Raw genomic sequence first — 18,462 nt, 5'->3', positions numbered from 1 at the left:
CATTCACCTTCCTAGCACTTACAGCCGATATTTTCGATCGGCAACTGATCTTGCAATAACAATTCCAACGTTTGTTTTTTAATTCCGTACATTTCTTTCAATGCTTGGATTTGAGCCATAATCTTGGCGTCAGGTTGTGAAACGTTTTTGCGTTTTGTCGCCAAAATCATTTTATTTTTGCTGGTATGTTCAAGCGATACAAACTCAAAAACTTTGGTTTCATAACCATAAGCTTTTAAAAGTAACGCACGTAAAGTATCAGTCAGCATCTCGGCTTGTTGTCCAGCATGAATACCAAACTGTAGCATTGGTTGTAAAACTTCCGGACTATGTAATTGTGGACGTAACTCTTTGTGGCAACATGGTGCGCACATAATCATCGAAGCGTTTAAACGAATTCCAGTATGAATAGCAAAGTCAGTCGCAATATCACATGCGTGTAAGGCAATCATAACATCCAGCTTTTCCGGTTGATAACTACGAACATCACCTTCAAAAAAGTCTAAATGATTGAAATGAACTTTGTCTGCAACGTTCTGGCAAAACTCCACCAAATTACGGCGTAGCTCTACACCAGTAATTAATGGTGTTTTCTGTTGTTGTTGCAGATAATCATACAATGCAAAAGTTAAATAACCTTTACCTGATCCAAAATCGACAATACGTAACTCTTGTTGAGACGCATCAATCTGTTCATAGGCACTCGCAAAAATTTCGATAAATTTATTAATCTGTTTCCATTTACGAGCCATGCTTGGAATGACCTGAGCTTTTTCATCAGTAATACCCAGCTCTTTTAAAAATGCATTCCCCTGCTGTACATAGCGCTGCTTTTCACGGTCATGCGCCTGAACCGTTTGTGTCGTATTTACTGCCTGCTTTTTGCCCATATTTAATATGGCTTTTTTCTTATTTTTTTTAAGTTGAATTTCTTGAGTAGTCGAAAATAAGTTTCCTTGCTTACACTGGGTGATTAATTGCTCAATCTGTTGCAAACCTTCTTGAAATGAATAGTTTTTAGTCACATCTTGGGTCGTGTGATGATATAGAGCTGAAAGCTGTTTTTGACCATGTAGCTCTACAACGCGGAAAGTAATTTTTTCAAGCTGCGCCAACTCTCCCTTATATTGGCTCAAGATCAAACGCTCAAAAGCTTGTTGGTCAAGCATTTGCTTGATTTCATGAAAGAATTGCTGTTCTTGCTCAAAGGAGAAAACCGACACGGATATACCTGAAAAATGAAGACTCATATAAAATAGAAGTTTAAAGGGTCTAGGATTAAAAATAAAATAACTTTACGACTGTTTTGTATTTCTATACATTTGTATTTTTAATCAAAAAAATTAAAGTTATGAGTAAATCTGTGTTGGAAACTTACGATCCAAAAGAAGAACTATTTAATGCCTATAGTCATGGTGCTGGCGTTGTTATGGCTGTTGTAGCTTCTATCTTTTTAATTATAAAGGGATCTTATCTTTCAACCGCTCAGTGGATAGGTTTATGGGTATACTCATTTAGTCTAATTTTAGTTTTTACCAGTTCTACACTCTATCATTTTGCTCAAACACAAAACCTACGCTACTGGTATAAAAAACTCGACCACACTGCTATTTATTATTTAATTGCGGGAACATATACCCCGTTCTTAAGCATTGCTATACCTACGCAAAAAGCTCATATTTTACTTATTGCTCTCTGGAGCATTGCTGCAATTGGTACACTTTTCAAGTTAGTTTTTATTCATCGTTTTCAGAAAATTTCGCTACTTGCTTATGTTCTTATGGGTTGGCTTGCTGTTTTTGTTATGGATGATATGCGCACCTATCTGAGTAAAGACGCGTTGATTTTGTTAATTATTGGCGGATTAGCTTATACGGTTGGAGCATTGTTTTACGCGTTAAAAAAGGTAAGATATACCCATGCGATCTGGCATATTTTTGTGCTTTTAGGTGCAGGGGCACATTTTCTTGCAATCTATTGGTACGTAGTTTAGTCCATTTTTCACTCATATTCAGTGATCCTGAAAGAGTCATGGATGATGTTCTTTCACGCTATTCTTTGAGAAAAATACGTCTTTAAAAAGAGTAGTCATTAAAAATAAATTTTAACGGATATAAGGACTTATATGGAGTCAACCTCTGCGACTGCTGCTCCTGTAGTAGCCACTAATTCAAAAACACGAGTTTTGTTTGCAAGCTTAGTCGGTACAACTATTGAGTTCTTCGACTTTTATATCTATGCAACAGCTGCTGTGATCATCTTTCCTCACCTATTTTTCCCTGCTAGTAGTGGCAGTGCCGCAGTTTTACAATCTCTGGCAACCTTTGCAATTGCCTTTATTGCTCGTCCTATCGGTGCCGCATTATTTGGCCATCTAGGAGACCGTATTGGTCGTAAAGCCACATTAGTTGCAGCTTTACTGACCATGGGTATTTCAACCGTATGTATTGGTTTACTTCCCACCTATGCCCAAATCGGGATTGTCGCACCATTACTATTAGCTGTTTGTCGTTTAGGACAAGGCTTAGGTTTAGGTGGTGAATGGAGTGGCGCAGTATTATTAGCGACTGAAAATGCCCCAGAAGGTAAAAGAGCATGGTACGGCATGTTTCCGCAGCTAGGTGCTCCAATCGGCTTTATTCTGGCCACAGGTTCTTTCTTATTATTAAGTGCAGTTATTCCTGAGCAAGCATTCATGCAATGGGGCTGGCGTATTCCATTTATTGCCAGTGCTGTATTGGTTATTGTTGGCTTATATATCCGTTTAAAACTTCATGAAACTCCAGCTTTCCAAAAGGTTTTAGATAAGCAAAAAGAAGTTAATATTCCATTTAAAGAAGTCTTAACCAAACATACAGGTAAGCTTATTCTTGGTACAGTTGCAGCCATTTGTACCTTTGTCGTGTTCTATCTTACTACCGTATTTGCTTTAAACTGGGGAACCACAAAGCTTGGATATGCGCGTGGTGAATTCTTAGAACTTCAACTCTTTGCCACACTTTGCTTCGCCGCATTCATTCCTTTATCGGCTATTTTTGCAGAAAAATTTGGTCGAAAAACAACTTCTATTGGTGTCTGTATCGCTGCTGCGATTTTCGGCTTGTTCTTCTCTAGTATGTTAGAGTCTGGAAATACTTTAATCGTTTTCCTTTTCTTATGTACTGGCTTGGCAATTATGGGCTTAACATATGGTCCAATTGGTACAGTTCTTTCTGAACTTTTCCCAACTTCAGTTCGATATACAGGTTCAGCATTAACTTTTAACTTGGCTGGTATTTTTGGTGCATCGTTTGCCCCACTGATTGCGACTAAACTTGCTGAAACTTATGGTTTATATGCGGTTGGTTATTATCTGACTGCTGCATCACTTTTATCACTTATCGCATTCTTACTCATTCGTGAAACAAAAAATGATGATGTAAATAATCAGATTTAAAGTTTTAAAGACACCCCTACAAAAAAGCCAGTTCAAATTGAACTGGCTTTTTTATACGTAAATGAATTAATTCATTGATGCAGGATTTGCTGGAGCAACACTATTTGTTGCAACTGGCGCTGTTACATTGCTTGCTGCAACTGCTGCTGGTCCTGCTACTGCTGCTTCACCGATTAAAGCAACTTTTGCTTTTTCTTGGCTTTTTGCAGAGAGAGCTGGGTTACTTGCCACAATTCGATTAATGTTTGCTGAGTTTGCTGGAGCAATCGCTGTAGTTTGTAAAATAATTGGGCGATTACCTGTGTTACCCAACGTATAGCGAATACCTGTACGTGGACTAATCACTGTAGTATTTTCTTGCTTCACTACAGCTTGAGCCGAAGTTGGGCCTTTTGCTGCAAGTACTTTGTCAACCGTTGTCGTTTGAGGGGCTGAAGCTGCTTCTGCTGCAAAAACAAAACTTGGTACAGCAAGAACAGTTAAAAATAAAGGTTGTAATACTTTTTTCATTGTCTTTCCAACATACACTCTGGATGAGAAGTAAATAGCATTTAATGCTTAAAACTGCAAACATTATTCACAGGCTTACTACAAACATAAAAAAAGCAGAACAATTGTTCTGCTTTTTTTTGTGAAGGCAGATTAGATCTTACCGTGACATTGCTTATATTTTAATCCTGAACCACATGGGCATGGTGCATTACGGCTTTCTGGAACAGGGAAAGCTTGCTGATCGGCAGATTCATTCATGGTTTCTTGAGAAAGTGTAACTTCACCCGTTAAACCATCTACATCATCATGTTCAAAAGAAAGCTTCATTGATTCAGCTTGCTGCTGTTGTTGAGCTTCCATTTCTGCAAGCTCTTCTGGTGTTGGAATATGTACACGAGACAAATCAGTCACAACATCAGTTTTAATAATACCCAGCATATTTACAAACAGATTGAAAGCTTCTTTCTTATATTCCTGTTCAGGGTTCTTTTGCGCATAGCCACGTAAGTGAATACCTTGACGCAAATAATCCATGGCAGCTAAGTGATCTTTCCAATGGCGATCAAGAGAGTTTAAAACGAAATGACGTTCAAGCATTGCTGCCGATTCATCACCCATTTGAGCACGGCGCTGACGATAACGCTCAATCACTTCATCACTAATACGCTCAACCAAACCTTCTTCATCTAAACGACGATCTTGGTCTAACCATTCTTGAATTGGCAGCTCAATACCTAAATCAATACGTAAAGCATTTTCTAAACCTTCCACATCCCACTGGTCATGAATTGACTCTGGTGGTATAAAGTTAGCAATCATGCCTTGCATCACTTCACGATGCATTTCTTCAACGTAGTCTTTTAAGGTGTTTTCAGCTAATACTTCATCACGCTGTGAATAAATGATCTTACGCTGTTCATTATTCACGTCATCGTATTTCAATAAGTTCTTACGAATATCGAAGTTACGCGCTTCAACTTTACGCTGAGCATTCTCAATCGAACGGCTCACCATTTTATGTTCAATTGCTTCGTCTTCTTTCAAACCCATCGCACGCATCATACCAACGACACGGTCGCCTGCGAAAATACGCATCAGGTCATCTTCAAGAGACAAATAGAAACGAGAAACACCAGGGTCACCTTGACGACCGGCACGACCACGTAACTGGTTGTCAATACGGCGTGATTCATGGCGTTCAGAACCAATGATGTGCAAACCACCAGCTTGCAATACATCTTCGTGGTCTTGTTCCCATTGTGCTTTTAGATGTGCTTCATCTTCTGCGGTTGGGTTTTCAAGTTTGGCAAGCTTAGCTTTCCAGTTACCACCCAAGATAATATCCGTACCACGACCAGCCATGTTCGTTGCAATCGTTACTGCGTTCGGGCTACCCGCCTGAGCAATAATGTCAGCTTCACGCTCATGCTGCTTTGCATTCAACACTTCGTGGTGAATACCAGCTTGCATTAACTTAGAAGATAAAATTTCGCTGGCTTCAATGGTTGCTGTACCAATCAGAATTGGAGCAACACCCTGCCCACGAATATTCATAATTTCTTGAATAATCGCGTTATATTTGCCGTTACGGTTTAAATAAATTAAATCGTTTTGGTCATTACGAATCATTGGACGGTGAGTTGGAATAATCACAACATCAAGGCCATAAATTTCTTTCATTTCCGCAGCTTCAGTATCAGCCGTACCTGTCATACCTGAAAGCTTTTTATAGAGACGGAAATAGTTCTGGAATGTTGTTGTCGCTAACGTTTGGTTTTCAGGCTGAATTTCCAAGCCTTCTTTTGCTTCAACAGCTTGATGTAAACCTTCTGACCAACGACGACCCGGCATCGTACGACCTGTATGTTCATCAACAATAACGACTTCACCATCATGAATAATATAGTGAACATCACGTTGGAACAGGAAATGCGCACGAATAGCAGCAGATACATGGTGAACAAGGTTTAGGTTTGTTGCTGAATATAAGCTTTCGCCTTCGGCCAACAAGCCCATCTGAATAAGTTCTTGTTCAACAGCTTCATAGCCAACCTCAGTCATTTCAACTGAACGTTGTTTTTCGTCAATCCAGAAATGACCACCGTCTGCTACTTTTTCTTCTTTTTGCGGACGTAATTTAGGTGGAATCGTATTGATTGCAGCATAAAGTTGCGAAGAATCTTCACTTTGACCAGAAATAATTAATGGTGTACGTGCTTCATCAATCAAGATGGAGTCAACTTCATCGATAATGGCATAGTGCAAACCACGTTGTTTCTTTTCTGCTAAAGAAAACACCATGTTGTCACGTAAGTAGTCAAAACCGAATTCGTTATTGGTACCGTAAGTAATATCTGCAAGATAAGCTTCCGCTTTTTCTGATGGACCTTGCATTGAATAAATCGTACCAATTGATAGACCCAAAAACTCAAATAATGGGCGGTTCAACTCGGCATCACGCTGTGCCAAATAATCGTTCACAGTAATGACATGTACGCCTTGGCCACTCAAAGCGTTTAAATAACACGCTAGAGTACCCATAAGGGTTTTACCTTCACCAGTACGCATCTCGGCAATCTTACCTTCATGTAAGGTAATACCACCAATTAACTGAACGTCATAGTGACGCATACCCATCACACGCTTAGCAGCTTCACGACAAACTGCAAACGCTTCTGGAAGTAATTTGTCTAAACTTTCGCCATTATTATAACGTTGTTTGAATTCTGGAGTTTTTGCAGATAAGTCTGCATCGCTTAAAGCTGATATCGTCGGCTCGAGCGCATTGATTTGCTCAACAATTTTGCGCATGCGTTTGAGTTCACGCTCATTTTTTGTACCGAAGATACCTCCGATCAGACTTGCCAACATGGATAAACTCTCTAAATCTTGCTTGGTCAAATGAATAAACTTTTTCTCAGTCGTTTATTATGGTGCCAGAAATTTGAAGTACAAGGGGTTTGCACAAAACCCCTAAAAAAAATCTGATAGTTAGATGAACGGTTTTTCATTCATCTAATCTCCCCTTAATGTGCCGAGCACCAAAAACACACCATTAACGCTCATCGATTAAGCATAACTTCCGAGAAATCTAATTTAGCAAATTTACCTTAAAGTTACATTGATTAAGCACTTAAAATAATGAGTTTTAGTCATATATATTTACACTTATATAAAAAGTTCATAATAAAATATAAAAACAATAATTTTAATCATAAAGTAAATGCTGCATATTCATTCAATCGAATAACAAATTATGAGCAATTGAGGAAAGATCATGACACTACGATTAGGAGATACTGCTCCCGATTTTCAACAAGAATCGAGTGAAGGCAGCATTAAGTTTTATGATTTTTTAGGGGATAGTTGGGGAATCTTATTTTCACATCCAGCCGACTATACTCCGGTATGTACAACTGAGTTAGGTTATACAGCAAAATTAAAAGATGAATTTACGAAGCGTAATGTTAAAGCGATTGCTTTGTCTGTAGACGATGTAGAGTCGCACAAAGGCTGGATCAACGATATTAATGAAACACAAAATACAACTGTCAACTTTCCAATCATTGCGGATAAAGACCGTAAAGTATCTGAGCTCTATGGTTTCATCCACCCTAACGCCAGTGAAACTCTGACAGTACGTTCATTAGTGATTATCGATCCTAATAAAAAAGTCCGCTTAATCATTACCTACCCTGCTTCGACTGGCCGAAATTTTAATGAAGTCTTACGTGTTGTTGATTCCTTACAATTAACAGATAAGCATAAAGTTGCTACACCTGCGAACTGGCAGCAAGGTGAAGATGTCGTTATTGTGCCATCACTTAAAGATGAAGAAGAAATCAAACAACGTTTCCCTAAAGGCTATACGGCTGTTAAACCTTATTTACGCCTCACACCACAGCCTGAGCAAGATTAAAGCCTTTAAAAAGGCTTTAATCGAAGCGCAAGACAAGCGAAGCGCGTAGACAGAAGTTGTTTAAATATCACACCCAAAAAAGTCATCCAGAGTGATGGCTTTTTTATTTATGTATTGAATAATCATGGTTTTTATTGCTCAGATCAGTTATAACTCGAAGCGATTCGGTAAAAAAATAAAAATCATGATCTATAAAATTCATCATTTAAAGTGTGGCAGCATGTGTCCGGTTTGTGCCCCCTTATTTGGACAAAAAGGCTTTCGAGCTGAGGTAATCTGTCATTGTCTTTTAGTTGAAACTGATCGAGGCTTAGTGCTTATCGATACGGGCTTTGGCTTGCAAGATTACTTACATATGAAGCAGCGCCTAGGCTCATTAGTTAAACGCTTAGGCAATATTGAGCATAATCTTGAATTTAGTGCGATCCAACAAATCCAAAAGCTTGGATTTAGCCCCAAAGATGTACAGCATATCTTTGTCACTCACCTTGATTTTGATCATGCTGGCGGTATCTCAGATTTTCCTCATGCGACAGTTCATGTTTTAGCAGCAGAATATAATGCTGCGCAACTTCCAAACTTTAAGGGAAAACTTCGCTATCGAACCAATCAATATAAAGATCATCGATATTGGAACTTTGTTGAATATCAACAAGGTGAAGCATGGTTCAACCTCGAAAAAGTAAAAGGTTTTCCGCTGTTTCAAGAAGAAATTTTAATGGTGCCACTGTTGGGACATTCGGCTGGGCATTGCGGTATTGCCATAAAGCAACCAAATCAATGGTTATTATTTTGTGGAGATGCCTACTACTCACACCTAGAGTTAAACCCTAAAAATAAATTAAGATCACTTGGTTTGGTGGAAAAAACATTTGCAGAAGATAATGAAAAACGTATTTTTAACCTCAAACGCTTACAGCATTTGGCTCAACATGAACCAACGATTGAAATAATTTGTGCTCACGACCCTGATGAGCTGAAACGGTATCAAACATGAAAAAATTATCGCTCCTTACACTTGTCATCTGTATAAATTTACAAGGGTGTATGCAGCACGAAAGTATTGCCCATGAGCATCGACCACAAGATTGGGGAAGCTTAGTTTCTCAGACTCATAATTTTTATCAAATTAGTAATGATGTTTATCGCAGTGAACAACCTGATGCTGCAATGATTTCAGAATTAAAGAATAATCAAATTGGAACCATTATTAATTTAAGAGCCAAAGACGCAGATAGTTTAGTTTTTAAAAATGAAAATTTTAATCTTGTGCATATTCCTATCAACACTTGGGCAATTGATCGACAAGATCTCTTAGAAGTCATGCAGCAAATCAAAATTGCCAAGCAGAATGATCAGCGCGTTTTATTGCATTGCTACCATGGTTCAGATCGTACAGGCGCCAGTGTTGCCATGTATCGCATTATTTTTGAAAATTGGGCAATTGATGATGCGGTTAAAGAAATGAAGCAAGGTGGTTATGGCTATCATATTATTTGGAAGAATATTGACCGTTTATTTACGCCTGAAAATGTAAGATGGATTCAGCAGCAACTGTCGAATTCCTCTAGCTAAAGACTGGATTGCTTTTGTATGCAAATGCAATTATTAGGCAAATAAGTTGGCTCAATCACCAACTTATTTCTTGTTTTCATTCTTATCAATTACATCCAAAAATACACATTTAAAGATAGATAATCATTAAAAATATGATTTAACTTTATGATTTTCCCAAAGCGGTGTTGCTGAGTAATATCTTCAAAATTTCAGAATCACCACCATCACTGTCTGTCACTAATAAAAAGACTTCACCATCAGATCTCGACTCGAACCAAGTAATCCCTTCAACTTTGATTGGCAGTGTCTGTCCTTTCGCATCTTGAATCAAATGAGTCGCTAAAGCTTTACCATCAGGCGAAAACACCAAGATAAAACTTCCTAAGACAGCACCGTCATCATAGGTATTGAGTGTTTGTTCGACTGTAGCTGTAGCAACAATCAAATTTTTATCCGCTAAAAAACAAGCATCTGAAATGCCGCTTGCTGAACCTTCAAGCTCAGCTAAGCTCAGTTTGAGCGAATGTATAAGTGCATTTGCTAAGGATTTCCCTGCTTGAATTTTGATTAGATCAAAGACTAAAACCCCATGATGGAGATTTATGTTACCACGTTGAAAAATATAGAGATAACGATGGTCTGAACATATGGCTTCTATATTGAGATCAGCCCCGCCTGTTAATTCAACCTGATGCTGCAAAAAATCATAATCAACCGCTTCCAAGAAAGTTTTGACCTGATCATTAACAGGGTTATAGAGTAATGCTCGTTTTCGATTTTCTGTAGAACCCGAGCCCATCACCAAAAGCTGTGATTGTCCGTCCCAACCTATGCAAGTTAAAGCTTCAAAATCCGGCTTCTGTTCTTTGCTTAATGCACTTAGCGGTATTTGCTCTGAAGGATCAAATAACGGGATTTTTTCAAAGACCGTTGTATCGGTCATGTTCTGGGTTCGATTGATTTTTAATAAATAAGGGAGATTATCACCAACAAAATAAACATCCTCCCCCACACAAGCAACTCCAGATAGTGCGCTAATCACTGAATCATGTGCAAAAACAAATTTTTCTAATATTTTGATCGTTGTATTCATCTTCAAGCCCCCCCTATTGAATGGAACACTCCTCAACAAGAATAAAGCTTTTGAAGTGTTCCTGATTGGATTTAGGGGATGATCAGCCGTTATCGCTGATCAAGTGGCACCCAGTCAATTACCCATGCTGATTTCATATTTAAACTTGAATCAGAAGTAATTTTCTTACGAGCAGCATCTGCTGTATCACGGTCTTTTGCCGGTCCAACCATGATACGAATACCCTTACTGGTTGGGCTTGTAGTTACCTTATAGCCTTTAGCCCGTAATTTAGAAACAACCGCATCTGCATTTGCTTGGTTAGCAGCCAAAGCCACTTGAACCATCCACTTTTTATCGCCATTTTCAAGCAATTCACGCGCTTTTTCAGCTTCAGCTTTTTTCTCAGCATCCGCTTTTCGTTTAGCATCAGAGGCTTTTTTATCAGCTTCTGCTTGTCGCTTGGCTTCAGCAGATTTCTTGTCTGCTTCTGCTTGACGCTTCGCTTCCGCAGCCTTTCTATCTGCTTCTGCCTGTCGTTTTGCTTCGGCTGCTTTCTTGTCAGCTTCCGCTTGGCGTTTTGCTTCAGTTGCTTTTTTGTCTGCTTCCGCTTGACGCCTAGCATCAGCCGCTTTTTTGTCTGCTTCTGCTTGTCGTTTAGCTTCAGCTGCTTTTTTCTCTGCATCTAGTTTTGCAGTATCAGTTGTTTTATTCACCGTATTGGTTTGCTGGTTTTTAGCTTTCGCCTCACCCACTAACTCCGGTGGAATATTATCTGAACTTTCTTGAGCCGTTGTACGGCGCGCATTAATCGCAGCGTACTCTGCTGCAGCTTTACGAGCGGCATCAGCTTCAGCTTGCTGCTGCATTGCTAAAAACTCAGCTGCACGTGCCTCTTGCTCAGCAACGGCCTTTTCACGCGCACGACGCTGCTCTTCAAGCAAACGTTTTTCAGTTTCAACATCAACCGCAAGAGGTTGTAGTTGTACCATTTGCCCTTCAGTTGTCTGTTTTGGTTTAGTTTGAGTTTTTGGCGATGTGGATGCGGATGGTTGAGCTTCAACCTGTTTTATTTCCTCATTTCCTTTTAGAAGTAATGCTGCCAATAAAACACCACCTCCTAGTAAAACAACGCCACCCATCCAGCGTTGTTTGTTATTCATTGACATTCTTCCAAATACTCCCAAATCGCTTCTAAAGTATGAAACGAACCACAGGCCAAAATCAGCTGATTGTTATTTGTTTGCTCAAGCGCTGATTTAAAAGCCTCTTTGATATTGCCATATTGTTGTACTGTCTGGCCTTGCAAGGCATCATTGAGTTGCTGAATCGGTGCAGCACGCGGCACATTCAATTCAGCAATTTTCCAATGTAAAACAGTAGGTTTCAATAAATCGACTACTGATTTTATATCTTTATCTGCCAGCATTGAAAATACTGCGACAACTTCTGTGTACTGTTTATTGTATTCTAAGAAATTTCGCAATTGCTTTAACAAAAATTCAACACCATGTGGATTGTGTCCAGCATCAAAAATGACCGTCTTCCCATCCACTTGACGCTGTTCAAAACGCCCAGCTAAGCGAGCAGTTTGAATACCTTTTTCTAATGCTGACTGAGAAATCTCAAGTCCGCTATTTAAAATAGCAGCAACCGCCGCAGCAATATTTTCAATCGCTAATATACCTAACGGAAGTTTTAAAGTGGTTCCTTCCGAAGCAAAGTACCAGTTTTGTCCATCATCTGCGAGCTTATAAAAATAATCACGATTAACGGTATATAACTCTGCTTGTGTACTTTGTGCCTTATCTTGAATTGCTTGCGGTAATGGTTGCTCACCCGCAAAGATAACTGGAATATGTGGACGAATAATACCTGCTTTTTCAAAAGCAATTTTTTCGATGGTATCGCCTAACCAGTCTGTGTGATCTAGGCCAATATTAGTAATCACTGCAATGTCGGGATCAATCACATTGACGACATCTAAACGCCCGCCCAAACCGACTTCGAGCACCCATACATCACATTGTTGTTGTTTAAAAATAACAAAAGCAGCCAAAGTGGTTGCTTCAAAAAAAGATAAGCTTAAATCACAATCGCGACGAGCCTGATCGACTTGAACAAAAGCATCAATCAGACTTTGATCATCGACTTCAACTCCACCTAATTTGACTCGCTCATTAAAGCGATAGATATGCGGTGACTGATATAGCCCAACTTTATAACCTTGTGCGTTTAATATCGCAGCCAGTGTGGTTGTGGTTGAGCCTTTACCATTCGTTCCGGCTACTGTAAAAACTTTAGCATTAGGCTGGGTTACACCCAGCTTTTCTGCAACAGGAATTACACGTTCCAGTCCAAGATCTATCCCTGTAACGTGAACATGGCTCCAATAATTGAGCCATGTATCTAAAGAGTCTATTGAAAGTGGAGCTTGTTGGTTCAAGGTAAGTTCATCAATTTCGATACAAGTCGAGATACAGTATCACGTAAAGCATGACGATGAACAATCTGATCGATTACACCATGATCAAGCAAATATTCAGCACGTTGGAACGGCTCTTCAAGAGTTTCACGTACAGTCTGCTCAATTACACGTTTCCCAGCAAAGCCAATCATCGCCTTAGGTTCAGCAATATGAATATCACCCAACATTGCTAAAGAAGCTGTTACACCGCCATACACAGGATGTGTTAACACCACGATATACGGTAAGCCAGCATCTTTTAATTTTTGAATCGCAGCAGAAGTACGCGCCATTTGCATAAGTGACAACATACCTTCTTGCATACGTGCGCCACCAGAAGCTGCGAAACAGATTAATGGTTGACGTTTTTCAATTGCAAGCTCGGCAGCCTGTACAAAACGGTCACCTACAACCGTACCCATTGAGCCGCCCATAAAGTCGAACTCAAAAGCACATGCAATCATATCTACGCCATTTAAGTTACCTTGCATGGCAATTAATGCTTCCGTTTCACCAGTTTTGGTTTGCGCTTCACGCATACGATCTGGATACGGTTTAGAGTCAACAAACTTTAATGGATCTTTGGCACTAAATTCTTGACCCAATTCAGTTACAACATTATCGAAGAACCAGTTCAAGCGGTCACGAGCTTTCATTCGTAAGTGTTCATCACATTGCGGACAAACATAGGCATTGAAAGAAATTGCTGTACGTGTCACTAGTGCATGACATTCAGGACATTCAATCGTTGGCTCAGTAAATGTTGCTTTGAGAATTTGTTGCTCATCTGCGACTTCAATACCTGGAACCGGACGTTTTGTCCATGGTGTCGAAGGGCTAAGAACTTTCCCTGGTTTCACTTCTTGATTCATACTAACTCATCGAGCGCTGCTCGAAGCTCCTTGACTTTACTCACCGTCTGTTCAACAGCGTCATCCGCTGCCAACGTTGCAAAATTTTTAACGAAAGCACTACCTACAATCACGGCATCAGCAACATTACCCATTGCTTTTGCTGAAGCGGCATCACTAATACCAAAACCAACACCCACTGGAATATTAGTGGCATTTTTGATTTTTTGAATACGCGCAGCAGCTTCTGCCGTATCAAGTGTTGCTGCTCCAGTTACACCCTTAAGTGAAACGTAGTAAATAAAACCACTTGCCTGATTAGTCACATGTTGAATGCGTTGATCTGTAGAAGTTGGCGCAAGCAAGAAAATTTGGTCCATATCATGTTGTTTCAACACAGCACCAAACTCTTTTGACTCTTCCGGTGGTAAATCCACAAGTAATAAGCCATCTACACCACATTGTTTCGCATGAGAAACAAACTTCTCGTAACCAATTACTTCAACCGGATTTAGATAACCCATTAAAACAACAGGTGTTTCCTGATCCTGCTCACGGAACTCTTTTACCATGTTGAGTGCATCCAACGTATTGGTCCCTGCTGCAAGCGCACGTTCAGCAGCAAGCGCAATTACCGGACCATCAGCCATTGGATCTGAAAATGGTAAACCAAGCTCAATGACATCTACTCCTGCCGCAACCATTTTATGCAGTAACGGAACCGTTACTTGTGGCTGTGGATCACCCGCCATAACATAAGATACAAGCGCTTTACGTTGTTGGGACTTAAGCTTTTCAAAACGGGTGGCAAGACGTGACATAGGGTTGTGCTTTCCTTGAATTATTTAAAATTGAGGAGTTGTTTGTAGAAATACAAGAACATCGCATTTTAACGCTATTTTTTGTCCATTGAACAGGTCTAACGTCATGGCGATATTCGATTGTATGATTCATACAACCCATAGCGTACATTTATCAATATTTTGAAACTTTTCTCAATGATCAAAGCTTCCTATTTTCGAACCATTATTAGATCGCAGAATGAGTAAAAAATCGCCACTCAAAGTTTATTTATCAATATTTTTATGGGCGAGTTGCAATTCCCTTTTTCGTGTGAGTAAAGTTTGTCCTGTCAAATTTTTATGCGCCCGTGCAAGTGCCGACTGGTCCGAATATCCTAACTGTTCAGCAATTGTGGTGAGGCTTTCATTCTGGTGAAACAATATTTCACAGCGTTTCATACGTTCAGCATCTAAAATTAATTTAAATGAAGTGTTTAACGACTGAAGTTGGCGCTGTAGGCTTCGTACTGAAATATTCAACTCGATAGCAATATCCTCTATTTTAGGGGCTTGTTGCTTATGTTTTAAATATTCATGAACAATCCAATGTATCTGCTGAGCTAAATCTATATGTAATTTGCGCTGAGCCAATGCTTCTTCTGCCTGTTTCACCAAAAGTTGCATTAAGGTTGGGTCTGCATGACGAGGACGAACATTTAATCCTTCACTTGCAAAAGTTAATGCATAGTAAGGTTGCTCAAATGATAATTTGCATTGAAAGAAACGCTGATAGTGAACTAATGGACCACGTGAGCGGTGCACAAACTCAACATGCTGCAAGAGGAAATCATGAAAAGGAGCAATTTGTTTAGCAAGCTGTACCATAGCCGCTAAAGTCAGCTCACAAAGTATAATATTACTGGCATCAACTAACGGCCAATACAAACGGATATTAGAAGCATCTTGTTCAACTTGCATAGGCACGACTTGCTCACCGTCAATCACGAGTCGATGAAATTTCATAATATATTCAAGAACCTCTGAGAAACTGCCGCTTCGAGAAGCCATATAACCCAATACACCAAAATTGGCAGGTGTAATACAAGTTGCCATTTCCAAGGCCAAATTAGAAACTTGTAGACTAGACTCTGTCAGCTCTAAAAGTTCAAGAAAAAAATTTAAAGAAGATTGAGCATCAATAGATGAAGCTAAAATATTTTGAACTTGTCGGGCCTGAACATCCGTAAGATTTAATCCCTGCCAATCGATTCCTTTTTCTTTTAAGTAAGTATTCCACAGATAAAAATAGCCATTTGAAATCGTAAAATCCTGCATGGCTCATCCTTTTTTTAATGCCATCTTGTCGCAAACTGTATAAAAATTGGCAATAACTGTCAAAACAAAGCCGACCATTCGCGACATACTAATGAACATGTTAGATGCGAGAAATAAAAATATGAACGCACATGTTTCTTATCAAGTCGAGCCCGTGGTTCGTAAAGATCTAGATTTTCATTTAAGCGAAGCACCACGCTTTTGGTTTAATAATGATCCTTTTTTGACTCGTATGTTTGATGCACTCAGCTTAACCTTTCCCGATGGGGAGCGTTATTTCATCGAATGCGTTCGTATGTTCCGTGACAAAATTGATGATCCAGAACTACAAAAACGGGTTGCAGACTTTATTAAACAAGAAGCTCAACACGGTATTGCACATGACAAAATGAATCAGCTCATGAAAGAACAAGGTATGCCTGTTGATCAGTTCACAGCTACGCTTAAAAGAATTTTTCGTTTTGAGCTCACCAAACGCTCACCGCAATACAACATTGCGATGACGGCGGCGGCTGAACATTTAACAGCGTTAATGGCAGAAACCTTTTATAGCCATAAAAAAACTTTAGAAAATGCTCACCCCTATGTTCGAGCACTGTTTGCGTGGCATGCCATTGAAGAGATGGAGCACCGCGATGTTGCTTTTGATGTCATGAAACAAGTAGGTGAAGTTCCTGAGTCAACTCGTCGTTTCGTCTTGGTTTTTACAACAGTACTGATGTTTGGCTTTACACTCTATCGCACGAATATCATGTTGAAATGTGATGGCTTTAGTTCTAGAGAAAGATTCTTGATGAGTCTTAAAGGCTTACCTTGGTTCTTTGGTAAAAATGGCACATTAACCGCTATGAAAAGTCAATATTTAGATTGGTTTAAAAAAGATTTTCATCCAAGTCAGCATCCAGTCATTCGTCAATATCCTGTTTGGATTGAAACACTCGAAAAGACAAATGATCCTATTGCAGCTGGTGAAGCATTTTGGCAAGCAGGTTTATAACCTGCTTGTTACCATTTTGCATAATGTTGTTCTAGTAAGCCGTATTGTTCATTGCAATTGATTATATCGGATGCCTCATGTTCAATCGTGCCACTAATTTTAGCTTGCCACTGATTGAACTGACTGCCGATCATTCTTAAATTAATATTTTCGTATCTACACCAACCAATATGCACTTGTAGATTAAGCTTTTGATCTAGAGAGCTAATTTGCCAAAGTTCATCATTTACTTTTTCAAATAAAACATCTGCTAGTGGAAATAAAACTCCGTTAATCCATAAGCAGTTTTCATTACCAAAGCTTTCATTAACCCCTGAAGCTAAATTTAAACCGATACGCCGCCCTTGCTCATCCCAAAAGTTACATGAAAGCCAGAACCAAGCTGTTTCAGGTCGCAAAAAGCCACAAGTATCATCTAAAGATGCAAATGTCTTTTCATCAAATTGTACGACTTGGTTTTGTTTATTAATAAACATGCCCTCTACAGCCAGAGTGGACTGCTTTTGGGTATAAGTCCAACCGTTAATGCCTGTCGGTGTACATAAACTTAATATATCGGTTCCAGCACAAAAAATTCGAGCGCTAAGTTGAATCTCTCCATATTTTGTGACTCGAATGTACCGCACACCATTGGCATGCTGAATATCAAACTGATAAGGCGATTTAGAAAAATAACTTTGATTAAACAACGGCTGTTCATCAAGATAGGTTTTATGACCTAAAGGCTGAATGGCATTCCACTCAATAACCTGCCCTGTTTCATGATCATAAATATAGAAAAAACCATGCCCAACCCAGCCGATATCTGCAATCGCTAAACCAATACTATAGTGTTTGTGTTGAATACCGCAGAATTTAAATTTTTTATATTTTAATTGCTTACGCCAGCCTTTAAGGATCTTACCGTAAGGGGTTTTATAAATATAATGTTGTACATGAATGGTTGACGGTACAGATTCAAAACGCCCATAACGAGGCTGTCCATTTTCTTGAATTAAATCCATTTACCCACTTCCATATGAATATTAGATTTCAAATGACCTATACCACGGTCAAATACGTGTTTTCCCAAATTGTTGCAGCAAAATCGCCTTTTATTAAATGAATATAGCGCCCTGCTACACAATCTATTGCTAAGCAGTCATCAATATCAATGACTCGATCTGTATGTGCTTTTTGCCACTGCCGATCTATAAATTGTTTACCTAATTGTTTGGCAGCTACCGCATTTGGTGCAACCACAAACTCATAACGGTGAAGTTCACCGAATTCACTTGCATTATATCCGCCCAGATTAATTAAATATAATTTTAAATCATCTGCTTGTGGAGCGGCGTCTGTAAAGTGAATTTGATAATTTTGCCCTTGAGACCTAACACCAGAGAGCTTGGCCCAAGCATCAATATGTAATCCTTGAGCCTCACCAAACCAAGCCTGTTTAAGTTGAGGATAAACTTCTTCCAAAGTATCTCCTACAGCCATGACTACATCATGAACTTCTGTATTAGCACGGGCATGACGCCCGCCTAACATCACCATAAACAAACTTGGCAT

17 protein-coding genes are annotated in these 18,462 nt (G+C 39.3%); 6 read left to right on the top strand and 11 right to left on the bottom strand.

Features of this window, described 5'->3' with window-relative positions:
* Positions 1–11: 11 nt before the first annotated feature.
* Positions 12–1,223 carry a class I SAM-dependent methyltransferase gene (locus HLV59_RS03005; protein WP_171429309.1) on the bottom strand — a complete coding sequence of 404 codons (1,212 nt, stop codon included), beginning with the start codon at positions 1,221–1,223 and terminating at the stop codon, positions 12–14.
* A gap of 128 nt (positions 1,224–1,351) precedes the next feature.
* On the opposite strand from HLV59_RS03005, the gene trhA reads away from it, so the two are divergent.
* Both trhA and HLV59_RS02995 read left to right on the top strand, forming a co-directional pair.
* Entirely contained in the window at positions 1,352–1,993 is a 642-nt protein-coding gene (trhA, locus tag HLV59_RS03000) for a PAQR family membrane homeostasis protein TrhA (protein ID WP_016802594.1), read from the top strand.
* 132 nt (positions 1,994–2,125) lie between these two features.
* On the top strand, positions 2,126–3,436 hold the full coding sequence (locus HLV59_RS02995; protein ID WP_016143091.1) for an MFS transporter: 1,311 nt from the start codon (positions 2,126–2,128) through the stop codon (positions 3,434–3,436).
* 66 nt (positions 3,437–3,502) lie between these two features.
* Here HLV59_RS02995 and HLV59_RS02990 read toward each other — a convergent pair whose 3' ends face one another.
* Complete coding sequence (locus tag HLV59_RS02990; RefSeq protein WP_064786025.1) at positions 3,503–3,946, bottom strand: hypothetical protein; 444 nt, start codon at positions 3,944–3,946, stop codon at positions 3,503–3,505.
* A 132-nt stretch (positions 3,947–4,078) separates the two neighbouring features.
* Positions 4,079–6,799 (bottom strand): preprotein translocase subunit SecA, encoded by a 2,721-nt coding sequence (gene secA, locus HLV59_RS02985; RefSeq protein WP_171429308.1) that lies wholly within the window; start codon positions 6,797–6,799, stop codon positions 4,079–4,081.
* A 406-nt stretch (positions 6,800–7,205) separates the two neighbouring features.
* Between secA and HLV59_RS02980 the strand changes: the two genes are divergently transcribed.
* The 3 genes from HLV59_RS02980 to HLV59_RS02970 all read left to right on the top strand — a co-directional run bounded on the left by HLV59_RS02980 (position 7,206) and on the right by HLV59_RS02970 (position 9,422).
* On the top strand, positions 7,206–7,847 hold the full coding sequence (locus tag HLV59_RS02980; RefSeq protein WP_171429307.1) for a peroxiredoxin: 642 nt from the start codon (positions 7,206–7,208) through the stop codon (positions 7,845–7,847).
* A 184-nt stretch (positions 7,848–8,031) separates the two neighbouring features.
* Positions 8,032–8,844, top strand: a complete 813-nt coding sequence (locus tag HLV59_RS02975; protein ID WP_216606771.1) for an MBL fold metallo-hydrolase — start codon at positions 8,032–8,034, stop codon at positions 8,842–8,844.
* The gene (locus HLV59_RS02970; RefSeq protein ID WP_016143450.1) at positions 8,841–9,422 is read left to right on the top strand and encodes a dual specificity protein phosphatase family protein; all 582 of its coding nucleotides are present in this window, start codon (positions 8,841–8,843) and stop codon (positions 9,420–9,422) included. The genes HLV59_RS02975 and HLV59_RS02970 overlap by 4 nt, the downstream gene beginning before the upstream one ends.
* 145 nt (positions 9,423–9,567) lie before the next feature.
* Here HLV59_RS02970 and HLV59_RS02965 read toward each other — a convergent pair whose 3' ends face one another.
* The 6 genes from HLV59_RS02965 to HLV59_RS02940 form a co-directional block, all read right to left on the bottom strand.
* A complete protein-coding gene (locus HLV59_RS02965) occupies positions 9,568–10,497 on the bottom strand; it encodes a DUF6929 family protein (RefSeq protein ID WP_171429305.1) in 930 nt (309 codons plus the stop codon).
* Positions 10,498–10,586: 89 nt separating this feature from the next.
* Positions 10,587–11,645: an SPOR domain-containing protein gene (locus tag HLV59_RS02960; RefSeq protein WP_171429304.1), complete on the bottom strand. Its 1,059-nt coding sequence runs from the start codon at positions 11,643–11,645 to the stop codon at positions 10,587–10,589.
* Positions 11,636–12,922, bottom strand: coding sequence for a bifunctional tetrahydrofolate synthase/dihydrofolate synthase (gene folC / locus HLV59_RS02955; RefSeq protein WP_171429303.1), 1,287 nt, complete (start codon positions 12,920–12,922; stop codon positions 11,636–11,638). Before folC ends, HLV59_RS02960 begins: the two co-directional genes overlap by 10 nt.
* Positions 12,919–13,815, bottom strand: coding sequence for an acetyl-CoA carboxylase, carboxyltransferase subunit beta (gene accD, locus HLV59_RS02950; protein ID WP_016143083.1), 897 nt, complete (start codon positions 13,813–13,815; stop codon positions 12,919–12,921). The genes folC and accD overlap by 4 nt, the downstream gene beginning before the upstream one ends.
* Complete coding sequence (gene trpA, locus HLV59_RS02945; protein WP_002116163.1) at positions 13,812–14,615, bottom strand: tryptophan synthase subunit alpha; 804 nt, start codon at positions 14,613–14,615, stop codon at positions 13,812–13,814. The genes accD and trpA overlap by 4 nt, the downstream gene beginning before the upstream one ends.
* 246 nt (positions 14,616–14,861) lie before the next feature.
* On the bottom strand, positions 14,862–15,911 hold the full coding sequence (locus HLV59_RS02940; protein WP_171429302.1) for an AraC family transcriptional regulator: 1,050 nt from the start codon (positions 15,909–15,911) through the stop codon (positions 14,862–14,864).
* 121 nt (positions 15,912–16,032) lie between these two features.
* Between HLV59_RS02940 and HLV59_RS02935 the strand changes: the two genes are divergently transcribed.
* Entirely contained in the window at positions 16,033–16,908 is an 876-nt protein-coding gene (locus HLV59_RS02935) for a metal-dependent hydrolase (RefSeq protein WP_216606753.1), read from the top strand.
* An 8-nt stretch (positions 16,909–16,916) separates the two neighbouring features.
* On the opposite strand, the gene HLV59_RS02930 is transcribed toward HLV59_RS02935, so the two are convergent.
* Positions 16,917–17,912: a DUF2804 domain-containing protein gene (locus HLV59_RS02930; RefSeq protein WP_125699713.1), complete on the bottom strand. Its 996-nt coding sequence runs from the start codon at positions 17,910–17,912 to the stop codon at positions 16,917–16,919.
* 37 nt (positions 17,913–17,949) lie between these two features.
* Complete coding sequence (locus HLV59_RS02925) at positions 17,950–18,462, bottom strand: DUF1543 domain-containing protein (protein ID WP_031949277.1); 513 nt, start codon at positions 18,460–18,462, stop codon at positions 17,950–17,952.

Origin of the sequence: Acinetobacter lactucae, from assembly GCF_013122135.1 — a bacterium.
GTDB classification, from domain to species: domain Bacteria; phylum Pseudomonadota; class Gammaproteobacteria; order Pseudomonadales; family Moraxellaceae; genus Acinetobacter; species Acinetobacter lactucae.
The sequence above is the reverse complement of the archived record's forward strand: the minus strand, read 5'-3'. Positions and strand labels throughout refer to the sequence as shown.

Coding starts and splice junctions, on each gene's coding strand:
- HLV59_RS02940 (WP_171429302.1), bottom strand. CDS start 15,911: ATGCAGGATTTTACGATTTCAAATGGCTATTTTTATCTGTGGAATACT.
- accD (WP_016143083.1), bottom strand. CDS start 13,815: ATGAATCAAGAAGTGAAACCAGGGAAAGTTCTTAGCCCTTCGACACCA.
- HLV59_RS02965 (WP_171429305.1), bottom strand. CDS start 10,497: ATGAATACAACGATCAAAATATTAGAAAAATTTGTTTTTGCACATGAT.
- HLV59_RS02970 (WP_016143450.1), top strand. CDS start 8,841: ATGAAAAAATTATCGCTCCTTACACTTGTCATCTGTATAAATTTACAA.
- HLV59_RS02925 (WP_031949277.1), bottom strand. CDS start 18,462: ATGCCAAGTTTGTTTATGGTGATGTTAGGCGGGCGTCATGCCCGTGCT.
- HLV59_RS02990 (WP_064786025.1), bottom strand. CDS start 3,946: ATGAAAAAAGTATTACAACCTTTATTTTTAACTGTTCTTGCTGTACCA.
- HLV59_RS02960 (WP_171429304.1), bottom strand. CDS start 11,645: ATGTCAATGAATAACAAACAACGCTGGATGGGTGGCGTTGTTTTACTA.
- trpA (WP_002116163.1), bottom strand. CDS start 14,615: ATGTCACGTCTTGCCACCCGTTTTGAAAAGCTTAAGTCCCAACAACGT.
- trhA (WP_016802594.1), top strand. CDS start 1,352: ATGAGTAAATCTGTGTTGGAAACTTACGATCCAAAAGAAGAACTATTT.
- secA (WP_171429308.1), bottom strand. CDS start 6,799: ATGTTGGCAAGTCTGATCGGAGGTATCTTCGGTACAAAAAATGAGCGT.
- HLV59_RS02995 (WP_016143091.1), top strand. CDS start 2,126: ATGGAGTCAACCTCTGCGACTGCTGCTCCTGTAGTAGCCACTAATTCA.
- HLV59_RS02980 (WP_171429307.1), top strand. CDS start 7,206: ATGACACTACGATTAGGAGATACTGCTCCCGATTTTCAACAAGAATCG.
- HLV59_RS02935 (WP_216606753.1), top strand. CDS start 16,033: ATGAACGCACATGTTTCTTATCAAGTCGAGCCCGTGGTTCGTAAAGAT.
- HLV59_RS02930 (WP_125699713.1), bottom strand. CDS start 17,912: ATGGATTTAATTCAAGAAAATGGACAGCCTCGTTATGGGCGTTTTGAA.
- HLV59_RS02975 (WP_216606771.1), top strand. CDS start 8,032: ATGATCTATAAAATTCATCATTTAAAGTGTGGCAGCATGTGTCCGGTT.